Source organism: Lentzea sp. NPDC051213, from assembly GCF_044455585.1.
Classification (GTDB): domain Bacteria; phylum Actinomycetota; class Actinomycetes; order Mycobacteriales; family Pseudonocardiaceae; genus Lentzea.
Genome location: NZ_JBITEX010000004.1, coordinates 429,836 through 443,890, shown reverse-complemented (window position 1 = coordinate 443,890; position 14,055 = coordinate 429,836). Strand labels below are relative to the sequence as shown.

The 14,055-nt window shown below is 67.7% G+C and carries 13 protein-coding genes; 4 read left to right on the top strand and 9 right to left on the bottom strand.

Features of this window, described 5'->3' with window-relative positions; translation table 11 throughout:
• The 7 genes from ACIA8G_RS20315 to ACIA8G_RS20285 all read right to left on the bottom strand — a co-directional run bounded on the left by ACIA8G_RS20315 (window position 1) and on the right by ACIA8G_RS20285 (window position 8,681).
• A complete protein-coding gene (locus ACIA8G_RS20315; RefSeq protein WP_396420128.1) occupies window positions 1–1,482 on the bottom strand; it encodes an alpha-amylase family glycosyl hydrolase in 1,482 nt (493 codons plus the stop codon).
• 11 nt (window positions 1,483–1,493) lie between these two features.
• Complete coding sequence (locus ACIA8G_RS20310) at window positions 1,494–2,327, bottom strand: carbohydrate ABC transporter permease (protein WP_396420127.1); 834 nt, start codon at window positions 2,325–2,327, stop codon at window positions 1,494–1,496.
• Window positions 2,324–3,181 (bottom strand): carbohydrate ABC transporter permease, encoded by an 858-nt coding sequence (locus ACIA8G_RS20305; protein ID WP_396420126.1) that lies wholly within the window; start codon window positions 3,179–3,181, stop codon window positions 2,324–2,326. The genes ACIA8G_RS20310 and ACIA8G_RS20305 overlap by 4 nt, the downstream gene beginning before the upstream one ends.
• The gene (locus ACIA8G_RS20300; protein ID WP_396420124.1) at window positions 3,182–4,519 is read right to left on the bottom strand and encodes an ABC transporter substrate-binding protein; all 1,338 of its coding nucleotides are present in this window, start codon (window positions 4,517–4,519) and stop codon (window positions 3,182–3,184) included.
• Window positions 4,520–4,627: 108 nt separating this feature from the next.
• Complete coding sequence (locus tag ACIA8G_RS20295; RefSeq protein ID WP_396420122.1) at window positions 4,628–5,611, bottom strand: LacI family DNA-binding transcriptional regulator; 984 nt, start codon at window positions 5,609–5,611, stop codon at window positions 4,628–4,630.
• A 58-nt stretch (window positions 5,612–5,669) separates the two neighbouring features.
• The gene (locus ACIA8G_RS20290; RefSeq protein ID WP_396420121.1) at window positions 5,670–7,781 is read right to left on the bottom strand and encodes a hypothetical protein; all 2,112 of its coding nucleotides are present in this window, start codon (window positions 7,779–7,781) and stop codon (window positions 5,670–5,672) included.
• Window positions 7,782–7,883: 102 nt separating this feature from the next.
• Window positions 7,884–8,681, bottom strand: coding sequence for a DUF1353 domain-containing protein (locus ACIA8G_RS20285; protein WP_396420120.1), 798 nt, complete (start codon window positions 8,679–8,681; stop codon window positions 7,884–7,886).
• A 195-nt stretch (window positions 8,682–8,876) separates the two neighbouring features.
• Between ACIA8G_RS20285 and ACIA8G_RS20280 the strand changes: the two genes are divergently transcribed.
• Together ACIA8G_RS20280 and ACIA8G_RS20275 are read left to right on the top strand one after the other, a co-directional pair.
• Window positions 8,877–9,026: a hypothetical protein gene (locus ACIA8G_RS20280; RefSeq protein WP_396420119.1), complete on the top strand. Its 150-nt coding sequence runs from the start codon at window positions 8,877–8,879 to the stop codon at window positions 9,024–9,026.
• A gap of 5 nt (window positions 9,027–9,031) precedes the next feature.
• Window positions 9,032–10,087 (top strand): hypothetical protein, encoded by a 1,056-nt coding sequence (locus tag ACIA8G_RS20275; protein ID WP_396420118.1) that lies wholly within the window; start codon window positions 9,032–9,034, stop codon window positions 10,085–10,087.
• Window position 10,088: 1 nt separating this feature from the next.
• Here ACIA8G_RS20275 and ACIA8G_RS20270 read toward each other — a convergent pair whose 3' ends face one another.
• Entirely contained in the window at window positions 10,089–11,222 is a 1,134-nt protein-coding gene (locus ACIA8G_RS20270; RefSeq protein ID WP_396420117.1) for a hypothetical protein, read from the bottom strand.
• Window positions 11,223–11,313: 91 nt separating this feature from the next.
• Window positions 11,314–12,114, bottom strand: a complete 801-nt coding sequence (locus ACIA8G_RS20265) for a FadR/GntR family transcriptional regulator (protein ID WP_396420116.1) — start codon at window positions 12,112–12,114, stop codon at window positions 11,314–11,316.
• Window positions 12,115–12,272: 158 nt separating this feature from the next.
• Between ACIA8G_RS20265 and ACIA8G_RS20260 the strand changes: the two genes are divergently transcribed.
• On the top strand, window positions 12,273–12,425 hold the full coding sequence (locus ACIA8G_RS20260) for a hypothetical protein (RefSeq protein WP_396420115.1): 153 nt from the start codon (window positions 12,273–12,275) through the stop codon (window positions 12,423–12,425).
• 201 nt (window positions 12,426–12,626) lie between these two features.
• Window positions 12,627–13,856: an aKG-HExxH-type peptide beta-hydroxylase gene (locus tag ACIA8G_RS20255; RefSeq protein WP_396420114.1), complete on the top strand. Its 1,230-nt coding sequence runs from the start codon at window positions 12,627–12,629 to the stop codon at window positions 13,854–13,856.
• The last annotated feature ends 199 nt before the right edge of the window (window positions 13,857–14,055 follow it).

Below are 14,055 nucleotides of genomic sequence, written 5' to 3'. Positions count from 1 at the left end.
TTAGGAGAGCCAGGCTGCTGCGTCGGGTGGGAGTTGGCCGTTGGTCAGCGGGATGCTTGACAACGTTGGCGTCCCGGGCAGATCGATCGCCTTTTCCGAGAGGTTGACGACGCAGGTGTGGCCGCCCCGCCTGAACGCCAGCACGTCCTCGCCGAGATCCAGCCACTCGAGGTCGCCGTCGATCGCCCGGCGCAGGGCGAACACCTGGCGGTACAGGGCGAGCATCGATTCAGGATCGTCCGTCTGGGCCGCGACCGAGAACTGCTGCCAGTTCTCCGGCTGCGGTAACCAGCTCGGGCCGTCGTCGGCGGACCAGGGGAGCGGCACGCGGCACCCGTCCCGGCCGCGGTCGGTGAAGCCGGACCGGTGCCACACCGGGTCCTCGCGCAGCTCGTCCGGCAGGTCCTCGACCTCCCACAGCCCCAGTTCCTCGCCCTGGTAGACGTAGACGCCACCGGGCAGTGCGGCGGTGAGCATGATCGCCGCCCGGGCCCGTCGCGTGCCGAGCTCGAAGTCGGTCGGGGCGCCGTGCTGCCTGTCCGCGAAGGAGAAACCGGTCTTCTCACGGCCGTAGCGGGTCACGTGCCGGGTGACGTCGTGGTTCGACAGCACCCAGGTCGGTGGCGCGCCAACGGGTTCGTGCGCGGCGAGCGTGCTGTCGACGACCTGCCGGAGTTCCTGCGCGTTCCACGGGCAGCACAGGAAGTCGAAGTTGAACGCCGAGTGCATCTCGTCGGGCCGCAGGTAGCGGGCGAATCTGATGGGGTCGGGCAGCCACATCTCGCCGACGAGGATGCGGTCACCGTCGTACTCGTCCACGATCTTGCGCCACTCGCGGTAGATCTCGTGCACGCCGTCCTGGTCGGAGTACGGCAGGTCGGCGTCCGGCCTGCTGAAGTCCTTGACCAGCCCGTCCGCCACGTCGATGCGGAAGCCGTCTACGCCGCGGTCGAGCCAGAACCGCAGGATGTCCTCGAACTCGTCCTCGACGACCGGGTTCTCCCAGTTGAAGTCCGGCTGCTCGGCGGCGTAGAGGTGCAGGTACCAGCGGCCGTCGTCGAGCTTGCTCCACGCGGGGCCGCCGAACCGCGACTGCCAGTCGTTGGGTATCTCGTCGCCGTCACGGACGTGGAAGCGATCCCACAGGCCGTCCTTGAACCACGGGTGCTGGTCGCTGCAGTGGTTCGGGACGAGGTCGATGATGATCCTGATGCCGAGCCCGTGCGCGTCGGCGATCAGCTTCTCGGCGTCGGCGAGCGAACCGAACACCGGCTCGATGTCGCGGTAGTCCGCCACGTCGTAGCCGCCGTCGGCGAGCGGGCTCGGATACCACGGGTTCAGCCAGATCGCGTCGAAGCCGAGGCCAGCGATGTGCTGGAGCTTGGCGCGGAGGCCGGCCAGGTCGCCGATGCCGTCCCCGTTGCCGTCCGCGAAGCTGCGCAGATAGACCTGGTAGATGGATGCGTTGCGCCACCAACTCATCTGGTGTCCTTTCAGCCTTTTACGCCGCCCGCGGTGAGCCCCGCGAGGATGTGCCGCTGGAACGCCAGGAACAGCGCGACCATCGGCAGGCTCGCCAGCACGAGTCCGGCGAGCAGGAGGTTGATCGGGGTGTCGGGGGCGAAGCGCTGCAGCGCCACGCTGAGCGTCTGCTTCGCCGGGTCGGGGAACACGAGCAGCGGCCAGATGAAGTCCTTCCAGGCCGCCACGACCGCGAAGATCGAGACGACGGCGAGGATGGGACGTGAGATCGGCAGCACGACCCGGACCAGCGTCGTCCAGGTGTTCGCGCCGTCGATCCTGGCCGCCTCCAGCAGTTCTTCCGGGATCTGGTCGAAGAACCGCTTGAGCAGGTAGACGTTCAGCGCGTTCGCCGCGGCCGGCAGCCAGATGCCCGCCGGGTTGTTCAGCAGGTCGAGGTCGGTGAGCGTCAGGTACACCGGCACCAGCACCGCCGTCGAGGGCAGCATCAGCGTGGCGAGCATCAGCCCGAGGACCACGTTGCCGAACAACGGCCTCAGCTTGCTCAGCGCGTAGGCCGCGGGCACGATCACGGCCATCTGCACGGCCCACGCGCCGATCGCGACGACGAACGTGTTGAGGAAGAACCGGCCGAGGTCCATGTAGTTCCACGCGTCGGCGTAGGCGCCGGGTTCCCACGTCTGCGGCAGGATCGTCGGCGGCTGCTGCGCCAGTTCCGCCGGCGGTTTGAACGCGCCGAGCAGCACCCAGACCAGCGGGAGCAGGAACGCCGCGGTGAACAGGACCAGGGTCGCCACGAGGACCACCCAGTAGGCCTTGCCGCCCGGCCTCGTGAGGGTTCTCATGCGTCCGCCTTCCTGGTGATCTTGAGGTACAGGAAGGAGAAGACGCCCAGGACCGCGAACAGGATCAGGCTCAGCGCGCTCGCGGTGCCGAAGTCGTTGTAGTAGAAGGCGTAGCGGTAGAGCAGCAGGAGCACGGTGACCGTGGACTCCTCCGGGCCGCCGCCGGTCATGATGAACGGCTCGGTGAAGATCTGCATCGTCGCGACGACCTGCAGCAGCAACAGCATGAGGATGACGAACTTGGTCTGCGGGATCGTGATGTGCCAGACCTTCTTCAGAATTCCCGCGCCGTCCAGGTCCGCCGCCTCGTACAGCTCACCCGGGATGGTCTGCAGCGCCGCCAGGTAGATCAGCGTCGCCGAGCCCATGTTCGCCCACGTGATGACGAGGACGAGGCTGATCATGCTGGTGCTCGCGGAGTCCAGCCACTGCAGGGCGGGCAGCCCGAGTCCTCTGAGGACGGAGTTGAACAGGCCCGGCCCCGGATCGTAGAACCACTTCCACAGCAGGGCGGTGACCACCGGCGGCAGCATCACCGGCAGGTAGACCAGCAGCCGGAAGTAGCCCTTGGCGTGCCGCAGTTCGTTGAGCACCACGGCGGTCAGGAACGGGACGCCGAAACCGATGATCAGCGCCAGAACCGTGAAGTAGAGGGTGTTGCGCCACGCCACCGCGAACAGCGGGTCCGCGAAGAGCCGCTCGAAGTTCTCCCAGCCCACCCAGTCCGGACTCGTGACGAAGTTGACCTGCTGGAAGCTCAGGACGACCCCGCGCACGATCGGATACCAGGAGAACACCGCGAAGACGACCAGAGCGGCACTGAGAAAACCGTACGCGGTGACGTGGCGCCGCACTTACTTCACCTGTGCCAGGACGGCGTTGACCTTGGTCTCGGCGTCCGCGAGCAGCTGTGCGTGATCAGCGTCCTTGTTCGTCAGCGTCGCCTGCACCACGCTGTCGAGGATCGCGTAGACCTGTTGTGCCTGCGGCGGTTCGAGGCTGCCCTTGGTCTTCTCCGAACCGTCCACATAGGCCTGGAAGTTCTGCACCGGCATGGTGGCGTACTTGCCCTTGAGTGCTTCCTGCTTCGAGCGCGGCTCACCGGTCCAGATGTCGGCGATCGGCGGGATCGGCAGGCCGACGGGCTGGCCGCGGTCCTTGTACTTCTGCAGGTTCGCCTCGAGCCGATCCGGGTTCAGGTACTTCCACTGGATCCACTTCAGGCCGGCCTTGATCTTCTCCGGCGTGGCCTTGGGGTTGATCATGTAGCCCTCGCCGCCGAGGAGCGTGCCCTTCTGCTCCGGGATCGCGGCCAGGCCGTAGTCGTCGTACTTGCCCTTGAACTGGTTGACGATCGCGGCGACGTTGTCCGGTGCCGCGAGGTACATGCCGAGCTGGCCCGCGCCCATCATGTTCTGCACGTCGCCGATCTCCAGGAGCTGCTTCTCGCCCATGGAGTTGTCGTCCCAGCGCATCTCCTTGAGGCGGCGCAGGACTTCCTTGCCCTTGTCGTTGTTGAAGTCGGCCTTGTAGGTGTCGCCGCTCTTCTTCGCGATGTCACCGCCGACGGACTTCATCCACGTCGTGAAGTGCCAGCCGCCCTGGTTGCTCTTGCTGTACTCGGCGAACCCGGTGACGCCGGCGTCCTTGAGCTTCTTCGCCGCGGCACGAACCTCGTCCCACGTCTTCGGCGGGGAGTCGGGGTTCAGGCCGGCCTTGGTGAAGTTGGCGCGGCTGTAGAGCAGGCCCATCGTGTAGTTCGCGGTCGGCAGGCCGTAGACCTTGCCGTCCACCGTGAAGACGTCCTTGAGCTCCTGCTTGAGGTCGCCGTAGTGCGGGACGTCCTTGACGTAGTCGGTGAGGTCGGCCGCCTGTTTTCTGGCGATGAGCGCGGCCGGATCCGTGAAGTAGACGTAGAAGACGTCTTCGAGCTGTCCGCCCGCGAGCTTCGCGGAGAACGTCTTGGGATCCATGAACCCCTCGTGCGGCACGAGGTCGATGTCGGCGTTCGCCTTCTCGAACTCGGCCACGTCCTCGTCGAAGACCTTGCGGTCGAACGCCTGCGTCTGCGGCGGCTGGCCGTTGATGTTGATCACGACCTTGCCACCGGTCTCGCTCGGGGTGCCGCTCCCACAGCCGACTGCGCTGATAGTGAGGACACCGCCAAGCAGCACGGCAGCGGACTTCTTCATGGTGGGGCCGCCCTTCTCGCGAGCGCGTCGATGTGACGGCGACCATAAGACGCCGTTACATCTGAACGCAATATCTGGACGAAAACTCGCAAGAAGGCGACTGTCTTGTTACCTCACGGGGGCAGAGGAGGCCCGCACCACCAACTCGGGCTCGAACAGCAGCTCGTCCGGCGCCACCGCGTTGCCGGAGATCTGGTTGGCCAGCAGTTCCACCGCGGCCCGCCCCATCGCCTCGATGGGTTGGCGCACAGTGGTGAGCGGCGGATCAGTGCAGGTCATGAAGGCCGAATCGTCGTACCCGATGATCGACACGTCCTTGGGCACGTCGAGCCCGGCACGCCGGACCGCCCTGATCGCGCCCAGCGCCAGCGGGTCACTGGCGCAGATGATCGCCGTGACCCCGCGCTGCACCAGCTTCGTGGCTGCGGCCTGCCCGCCTTCCAGCGAGAACATGGCGTGCTCGACGACCGCCCCGCCGCACTTGTCGATCGCCTGCTGCTTGCGCTGACTCGGCACGTGGTCAGGTGGCCCGAGCACCGCCCCGATCCGCTTGTGCCCCAGCGACACGAGGTGCCCGTACGCCTGCTCCACCGCCACCGCGTCATCACACGAGACCCGCGGAAACGCCAGGTCGTCTATCGCCGCGTTGACCAGCACGGCCGGCAGCTTCCGCGACATCATCTGCTGGTAGTGCCCATGACTCGCGTCCCGCTGCGCGTACAGCCCACCGGCGAACACGATCCCGGAAACGTGCTGCTCAAGCAGCAACTCCAGGTACTCGGCCTCGGTCACGCCACCAGCGGTCCGCGTGCACAGCACAGGCGTGAACCCCCGCTGCGCCAGCGCGTTGCCCACCACGTCCGCGAACGCGGGGAAGATCGGGTTCTGCAGCTCGGGCAGCACCAGCCCGACCAGCCGCGCCCGCTCACCCCGCAGCTGCGTGGGCCGCTCGTAGCCCAGCACGTCCAGCGCCGTGAGCACGGCCGACCGCGTGGCGTCCGAGACGCCGGGTTTCCCGTTCAGCACCCGGCTGACCGTCGCTTCGCTCACCCCGACCTTGGCCGCGACCTCGGCCAGCCTCCGTTGCGTCATGGCGCAAGTGTACGCAAGAACTTGCGTACACTTGCAGTGCCTGATCGGGCGAGGCGGATCACCTCGCTTCGGGAGCGCAGAAGTCGGCGGCGATCTCCCGCGCTTCCGCCATCTCGGGTTCGGACGCGTCGGCGCTCGCCGCGTCGAGTGCCATGCCGACGACCGGCGCGTCGATCTCGACCGCGCAGGCCACCGTCGTCGCGAGTGCCAGCAGTTCCGGGGCGGACCGGGTGCGTGCCGCCAGGTTCAGGAACCGCTGGGCGTCGCCTGCGCTCGCCGTGCGGGTGTCCGCGGTGCTGAAGTCGGTGTGCGTCCTGGCGAGGGAGTTGGCCATCACGAGCGCGAAGGCCCCTCCGGTGTCGGTCTCCGGGTACTGCTCCGCGAGGGCGGCGAGCCGGTCGCCGGTCGCGAAGTCCTGGCCGAAGTCGCCGAGTGCCACGGCCCGGCCGACGCCGTTGTCCGCGGTGAGGTGTGCGCAGGCGAGCTCCTGGCCGGTGAGCGGTGGGCGCACGTGCACGCGGACGGGCGCGCTGCGGACGACCCGGTCGCCCTCACCGGGGTCGAACTCCGCGTACACGTCGTGAGAGCCGAGTTCGTCGAACGTGTAGCCGACGCTGGTGAACAGCAGCTGGACGCGTCCGGTGAGCGACTCAGAAGGCTGCAGCCGGACCATTTCCCTGGGGCCGCAGGCGAGCACGATGTCGTGGATCTGGTCGACGGTCTGCGACGGCCGGACGCGGAGCAGCCGCAGATCGCCCTGGGCGAGGTTCATGGCGGCGCTCACGTCGCGAGCCGTGTCGCCGATGTTGGTGACCTCGACCTCGGCCACGACGTACTCGCCCTGGTGCGCGTCGGCCGGAAGCTTGAGCGTGAGCCGGAGGTCGGGGGAGTCCGGTGCGAGGACGAGCCCGTGGACGTCGGCGGGTTCGGGCACACCGGAGCTCGCCGAACCGTGGCCCCAGCCGAACAGCCGCCACCCCGGGCGGACCTGCGGATCGGGCGCGTGGATCAGGGAGTTCCTGTTGTGCTGGTCGAAGGTCAGGCTCGCGTTGCAGGGGTACGGGTTCGCGGGGCTCGCGAAACCCATGACGTCCCCGGTCTGGTTCATGATCGTCGTGCCGATCGGGTTCAGGTGGACGTCGTCCTTGGGGTGGAACAGGTTGAACGCGTGCCCGGCCTCGTGGACGAGGGTGCGCAGGAACGCGAAGGGAACGTCGTCGAGCGCCTGGTTGCGCGCGCTCGGCAGGACGAAGTCCTGGTCCCCGAACCGCGCGTCGGCATACCCGACAACGCCTTCACGCGGCGTGCCGTCCTCGTCGAACATGAGCCCGAAGCTCCCGCGCGCGTTGGCTGATCCCGCCAGCATCCACAGGCGCCACTCGTTGGCGTTCGCCGCGGCCTGGCGATGCGTCGAGATCAGCGTCTGCAGCTCGGCGACCGTCAGCAGGGCGTCTTCCGGGATGTCCAGGTCGTTCACCATGACCTGCACGTCCCAGCCCGCGGTGCGGTAGACCTCCTCGAACGTCGCCGCCACCCCCGCGCACGACGCGGCCGCGGCAGGCCACTTCCGCCCGGTCATGAGGTCGGCCTCGATCCGGCAACCGCGGTACCGCGCCGAGGTTTTCGTGGCCTTGATCGGCATCCGGAGCCCTCCGTTGATCACGGCGTGACCGGTCATCACCGGATGCAGCCGCGGCAGGTTGGCGAGCGGCCGGGTGCAGCGCAACGTCAGCTCGCCGGTGTCGGTGGACACGAACTGCGCGACGTTGGAGTCCCACAGGTGACGCACGAACTTCAGCTTCAACGTCCCGTCCACATAGGTCGCGCCGGCGCTGCGGAAGTACCACGAGTACTGCCCGATCGGCAGCTGGGGGAACCAGGAAACGGGCTGGGGGAACGTCAGCTGCGGCAGGTCCGCGTCGCTGTCGGAGGGAAACCCGGGAATGGGCCGCAGCAGGCGCCGCACGTAGATGTCACCCGAAACTCGCAGCGATGCCTGGCCGACCTCGATGCGCATCGGGCCGCGGACCGCGTTCGCCACGAGCGTCGGTACCGCGGGGGAGAACTCCAGCAGCCACGAGCCGTCCAGGGCGCTGAGCGGGCAGGGGCGGTGCAGAAACGGGTTTTCCAGGTCGCCGTTGTCGTCGAAACTGAACTCTTCGCCATCCATGTGGCACTCCTCGACCTTGACCGGGCAGGCTGAGTCCGCGATCGGAGATCGCGCGATACGCCGCCGCGCTTTCGGTTCAGGTCGAGAAAGCGCCGAAATTCGTCAGTTCTGGCTCACCACAACGGGGCCGATGATCGCGGGCGGCTCGTTCGCCATACCCGGGATCTTGATCAGGCTGCCGATCTTGATCGCGAAGTCGGGCAGGGAGAGGAGCCCCTGTGCGATCAGGGTCAGGAGCAGGACCGGGAGGATGATCGGTGCGACTGCCACGCCGACCGCCACGAATCCGGTATCCCTGCCCCACACGACGGACAGCGCCATGATCGCCACGAAGGTGAGCAGGAAGTCGGCGCTGCCCTCGCCCCACCCCGGTGGATATGCCCACGCGAACCACCGGTGCGGCAGGACGTGCGCCGCGGCGTAGACGGCTGCCACACCTGCGAGAAGCTGCGCCGTCATCAGAAAGAGCCGGAGCTTGCGGAACGACCAGTAGCGAGCGAAGCTCACGCCGGCCCAGAACAGCAGGGCCCGGAACAAGGGGACGCGCTTCCGAAGATCGGCCACACCCCCGTCGCCGCGGTCTCGCATCGCGCGCAGGAACAGTTGGTCGGCCTCGTGGCGGCCGGTGTACGACGTGACCTGCTTGCACAGGTGGTCGTGGACCAAAGCCGCCCGGAGCTGCCTGCCGTAGCTGGAGAGGAGTCCCCGGAGCATCCACGGCACGGACGCCAGGTCCGTCGTCTCGTCGTCGTTCTCGTTGTCCTGGTCAGGCACCGCAATCGGAGTCGCGCCGGCGAACGGCACGTAGTGGAATCCCTTGATCAGTTTGAAGTCGGTCTTGCTCCACACGCGGAGTTCCATTTTGTCCGCGGGAGTGCCGTCCGGATTCGTGAAGACCATGACGGCCTCCTGGTCCACTCAGTTGTTCGTTGTCTGTGGATCTCGTTCGGTTCGGCCGAACAGTTACGCCCGCTCACTCGCTTGGCCTAACACGAAATGACCAGGTGCAGCACCTCGCTCACCCGCCTGGCAGGTGCCCGCCGGACCACGCCGTGGATAGGCTCCAAGGTCATCTGCTGATGAGGGGGAGACACGATGGACAGCGAATCCGATCCGCCCGTTGCCCGGCTCCCCGAACCTCAGTGCCCGCCCGCTCGTCCAGTGCTGGGTGTCGACTGGTTCGTCCGGATGCCCGACGGCGGCGACACGGGTGGCGGCACCGTCTACCTGCGGTCGGCTGACTGAGCTTCATGCGGTCCCGCACGCTGATCTACTTCGGCAGCCTGCTCGCGACGGTCGCACTGATCAACACCCCGGTACCCAGGATCGTCGTCTCGGCTGTGCTCAACCCGGAAGCCGGCGACGCCGTCGCGCGCAGTCTTGGCTCCATCACCAAGGATCTCGTGCTGGTGCTCCTCATCTCGATCTACTTCGAGTGGGTGCGGAGCAGGGAACAGGGCGAGCTGATGCGCGGCATGGACCGCAAGCTCGACGAGATTCGGGAGGACGCCCGCACCGCGACCGCACCCGCCGTCAGGCGACTGGTGCTCGACTCCGCCGTGCCGGCCGAACTCGTGAAGACCGGGCTGGACCGGGAGATTCCCCGCACGCCTGACAAGTCCTCGCTGGTGGCGTTGATGCTCCAGTCGAGGCCCGTCCTGCACGACGTCTCGATGACGCTGCGGGTCGAACGGGTGGACGAGACCGCCGTGCACGCCGGTACCAGGATCGAGGTGACGATGCCGCGCGGGCCGATCCTCGTCGCGGCCACTCCCTCGGTGATGCATTCGACCGCGTTGTCGGCGGCGTGTCCCACCCTCTTCGAGGTCGTCAGCCTGGGCAGGTCGGGCACGTTCGACGAGGCCGCCGAGGAGTTCGGGAAGAAGCTCGAGTGTTACGTGGAGTCGCCGAACCGCACGATCCAGCGCGTCCAGTTCCGGAAGGTGGCCGCGACCGCGCTGCGGAAGTACATCTCGCCTCCGGTCGGGATGACGAACGACGACGTGGTGCTCTTCGCCGCGGATCTGGGGCAGGAGGACGGCGAGTTCGTCCGGGTGCGCTATCACTACCACTGGTCCCAGGACCTGGATCAGCGCTTCGTCTACTGGGCCGCCGATCGGCCGATGTTCATGAGGACGATCACCCTGGACGTGCGTGAACTGGTGCGGGATGAGGAGCGCCAGGTGTGGGTGCAGGGGTTCCTCGGCGGTGTCGACTCGATGGTGCTCGACGCCAACGACGGTCACGTGTCGCTGAGCCTCGACCGGTGGATCGTGCAGGGACAGGGAATCGTCGCGGTCTGGTGACTCAGCCGAGCGCTTCCCGCCACAGCAACGCCACCCCGTGCCCCGGCAACAGCCACGACCGCACGTCCAGATCGCCCAGCTCGCCGGCCTCGAGCCACTGCGCGGACGTGGTGGCGGACCGGAAGGTGAAGGGCATGATCCGGAACTCGTGCATGGGGGACTCGTCGACCGCGAGCCCTGTCGCGTCGAAGCTGATGGTGTCCACATAGGACGGATAGGGCGACTGCCAGTAGCAGAACCCGTCGTTGGTGCGCTGCAAGGTGCGCGACCACACGGTGAGCCCGCAGATCGCCCGCACCACGTGGTCGTCGGCGATGCCGCTGAGATCGCACTCGAAGATCCGCAGGTCGCTCATGTGGTCGAGCGGGCTGAGTTTCTGCAGTGGCCCCATGGCTTCGCGGAAGAACGTCAGGTAGGTCGCCCACTGGTCGAACCGCACCTCGACCGGTGGGATCTGGCTCGGCTCCGCCGAACGGCGCTGGCCGTCGTGGTCCAGGTAGTCGATGGCGATCTGGGTGGAGTGGCGCAGGTCGTCGACGGAGTCGAGGAACAGCGACGAGTCCGGGATGAAGTACAGCTCGAACAGCGGGTAGCGGCAGGCGGCGCTGATGGTGTCGCGCAGCAGCGCGTTCGACGTCGCGAAGATGACGAAGCGGTCGACGGGGACGCTCTTGCGGAACTGGTACCGCTGGGTCGTCATGAGGTGGTAGGTCTTCGTGTCGATGCCCTGCAGTTCCAGCTTCACGGTGGTGCCCGTGCTGATGGTGAGGTCGTCACCGCGGGGGCGCAGGCCGTGGCCGCCGAGAACTCCTGCCACCACGTCGTCGTTGGCCGCGTTCTGGCCGTAGACGGACGTGAGGAACGTGCGCAGCACCTCTGAAGGCAGCAGGTGTTCGACGATGCCCGGACCGGAGATGCGGCCGATCTCCATGACGAGGCGCTTGTGCAGGAACAACTCGTAGGCGCCGATCAGGAAACCCGCGAGCGCCGGCAACGGCCACAACACGACCAAGATGTCGTGCGGCACGCTTCGGGCCGAGGGCTGCCACAGCAGCACGGCTGTCAGGTCGGCTGCCGCGACGACGAGCAGCAGGACCGCTACGGCCAGCGCCTGTTTGTGCCTGCGCGCCGCCACCACCTGGTCGCCGCCCCCTCACTCCACCGACTGTTCATACATGGTGGGAGTGATGACGGATCAGCGCCAGACCCTTTCGGTCGATGCCGTATCAGCGCGGCTTGTTCCAGATCGGGTTGTCCGACACCCCCACGTAGGTGCTCAGCGTGGCCCGAGGCTTGGTGTCGTCGGTGGCCAGGTCGTTGTACAGGCCCAGAAGGTGCGTGGTCATGGCGCTTTTCGAGCCCACCTCGTCGTGCCTGCGCAGGAACCAGATGACCTGCTCGTGCTCGTTCGCCGAGCGGTTGTGCACCTCGCGGGACGGGTGCGCGTGCCGCTTGCAGTCCTGCAGGCCCGGCACGAGCACCTGGTACATCTGCTCCAGCAGCTCGTTGTGGCTCGCGCGGATCAGCGCCGAGTGGAACTCCTCGTCCGACTCGATGACTTCCTGCATGTCGTCGACCGGCGCGCGCTGGTAGCGGCGGTTGAGCTTCGCGAGTTCGTCCAGCTCACCGTCGTCGGCGCGCACCGCGGCGAGGCTCGCCGCCGTCGTCTCCAGCGCGATCCGCACCTCCAGCAGGTCCGTCTGGGAGAACTGGCGGGCGGCGAGCCTGCCCTCCAGGTGTTCCTCGACGCCGGTGAGGTCGGTGCGCCGCACGTACCAGCCCAGGCCGCGGCGGACCTCGACGATGCCCTGCAGCTGAAGTCGCTGCAGAGCTGTACGCAGCGAGCTGCGGGCGACATCCAGTCTGCGGGCGAGCTCTGGCTCGGTGGGGAGGCGGTCACCCGCCCGGAAGGTGCCGCCGATGATCTGCTCCCGGAGCTTCTGCTCGATGAGCTCCGGAAGAGGTCGTCGCGAATCAGGCGAGAGCGCCCAGCTCTCGCCGAAATGTGCGTCCTCGTCGGCGGGCATTGGTCCAGTTTAGGGCTCTCGCCTGTCTGTTGCAACTTGTCTGGCAACCTGGCAACCGTTGACAGACAACCTACAACTACGGGATCCTTCGGACAGGCGAGACGCCTGGGACCGCCCACACCCAGGAGACCGGGCTCGCCTAGTCGGGAGGGAACGACATGTCCGCAGGGAGTGCACTTGGAATCGCCGCCGCCGTAGCCGTCGCCGTGACTGCGATCGGATGGCGCACCGTGCTCACGATGGTCGCGGTCTCGGTCATCGCGCTGGCCGTCGTCGGCTTCGTCAACGTCACCGGCATCCTGCTCAGCTGATGCGCAGAGCTCGCTGGTGAGCAGTAACAACGGTGCCCGGACCGCTCTCCTGCTCGCGGTCCGGGCACCGGCACGTCCGGGGGTTCCCGCTGTGGCGGGGGAGGCGGACATCAGTAGAGTTGGCGGGCATCAGGGCACCGCCGATGTGGTGGGGCCAACGACTCCATGGCGTCGGGGGACGTGGGTACGGGGTCTTCGGTGATGGGTTCGCCCGCAGCGAGCACGCATGTACTGCATGCGGCGATCGCACCTGCTCACGCGTTGGTCGACGAGCGTCGTGCGCTCTACCGGCTCGCGGCGGATCTGTTCGTGCCCGGCGCGGGGTTGTCGGACAACCTCCTCGATCACCCGATCGTCCGCTACGAGATCGGCCGGGCCCTGGCCGGGCACGGTGACGTCGACCTGGCGCTGCTTCACCGGGTCGCCGCGATGCGGGTGCGGGATGCCGGCGTCGCGGTGGCGGCGGATCCGCTGGCCGCGGACCTGCTGGAAGCGCCGTTGCGGATCATCGCCCCGCCGGGGGCGTCGCCGCGGCCGCTCACGGAAGCGGACGGGGAGCGGTTCGAGGCCGCGGCCAAGATCGTGGCCGACGGCGTGCGCCTGTTCCGGCGGCTCGCGCCCGAGATGGCCGACGACCTGCTCGCGCACGTGTCGATGCTCGCCGTGCTCAAGGCGGAGACGGCCGGCGGGGTCGTATCGGCCTCATCGCGTTACGTGCCCGGAATCGTGCTGATCGAGGAGCCGTCCACCGCGATCGAGGTGGCTGAGGCGCTCGTGCACGAAGGCGCGCACGAGAAGTTCTTCGACCTCGCGATCACCCGCGAGTTCCTCGATGCTCACGCGGAAGAAGTCGAGCACTTCGAGACCTCGTGGTCGCACGCGCGCTGGCCGCTGGAGCAGACGCTCGCGGCGTGGCACGCCTACAGCTGCCTCGCGCAGTTCTCGCGCGCGTGCACGAGCGAGGTGCTCGGTCCGATCTCGTTGCTGCCGAAGGCGCGGGAACGGGCTGACGAGATCGGTGGCTGGCTGGTCGGCCACGAGACGGATCTGCGCGCGGACGCACGCTGGCTGCTGCATGCCCTGGGAGGCGGCTGCGGCGGCGTGCGGTCCGATGTGGACAGTCCGGCGCCGATAGCAGGGATCCGGGAGGACGGCCGCTTCCGTGTGCGGCCGGACGTGCGTTATCGGCGAGCAGTGACCGGACGGGTGGTGGCGGCCAGGGTCGCGCACCAGCCGGAGATCTTCTGGCTCGACCCGGACGCGGGCTGGCTGCTGGGCTGTCTGGGGCACGACAGGCCGGCGCTGCCGTTCGGCGCCGTCCTGACGAGGGCGGTGGAGGAGTGGGCGGTCGATCCGGGCGTTGCCGGCTCGCGCTTGAAGACCGCGCTCGGACCGCTCGTCGAGAGTTTGATCGTTGAGAGGGCCTCATGAGACCGACTTCCACGTCAAGAGGGAACTGATGACCTTCCTGAACCACGTTTCCCGTCAGCAGCGGCCGTCGCCGGCCGCCGGAGCGAAGTCTCCTTACCTGCCACCAGGTTCGGGTTCGCCCGTGGGAAGGCCGGTCGTACCGGTCGACTGGTTCAGGCGCATGCCGCAGGGTGGAACTGTCTACCGGCGACTGGGAGCG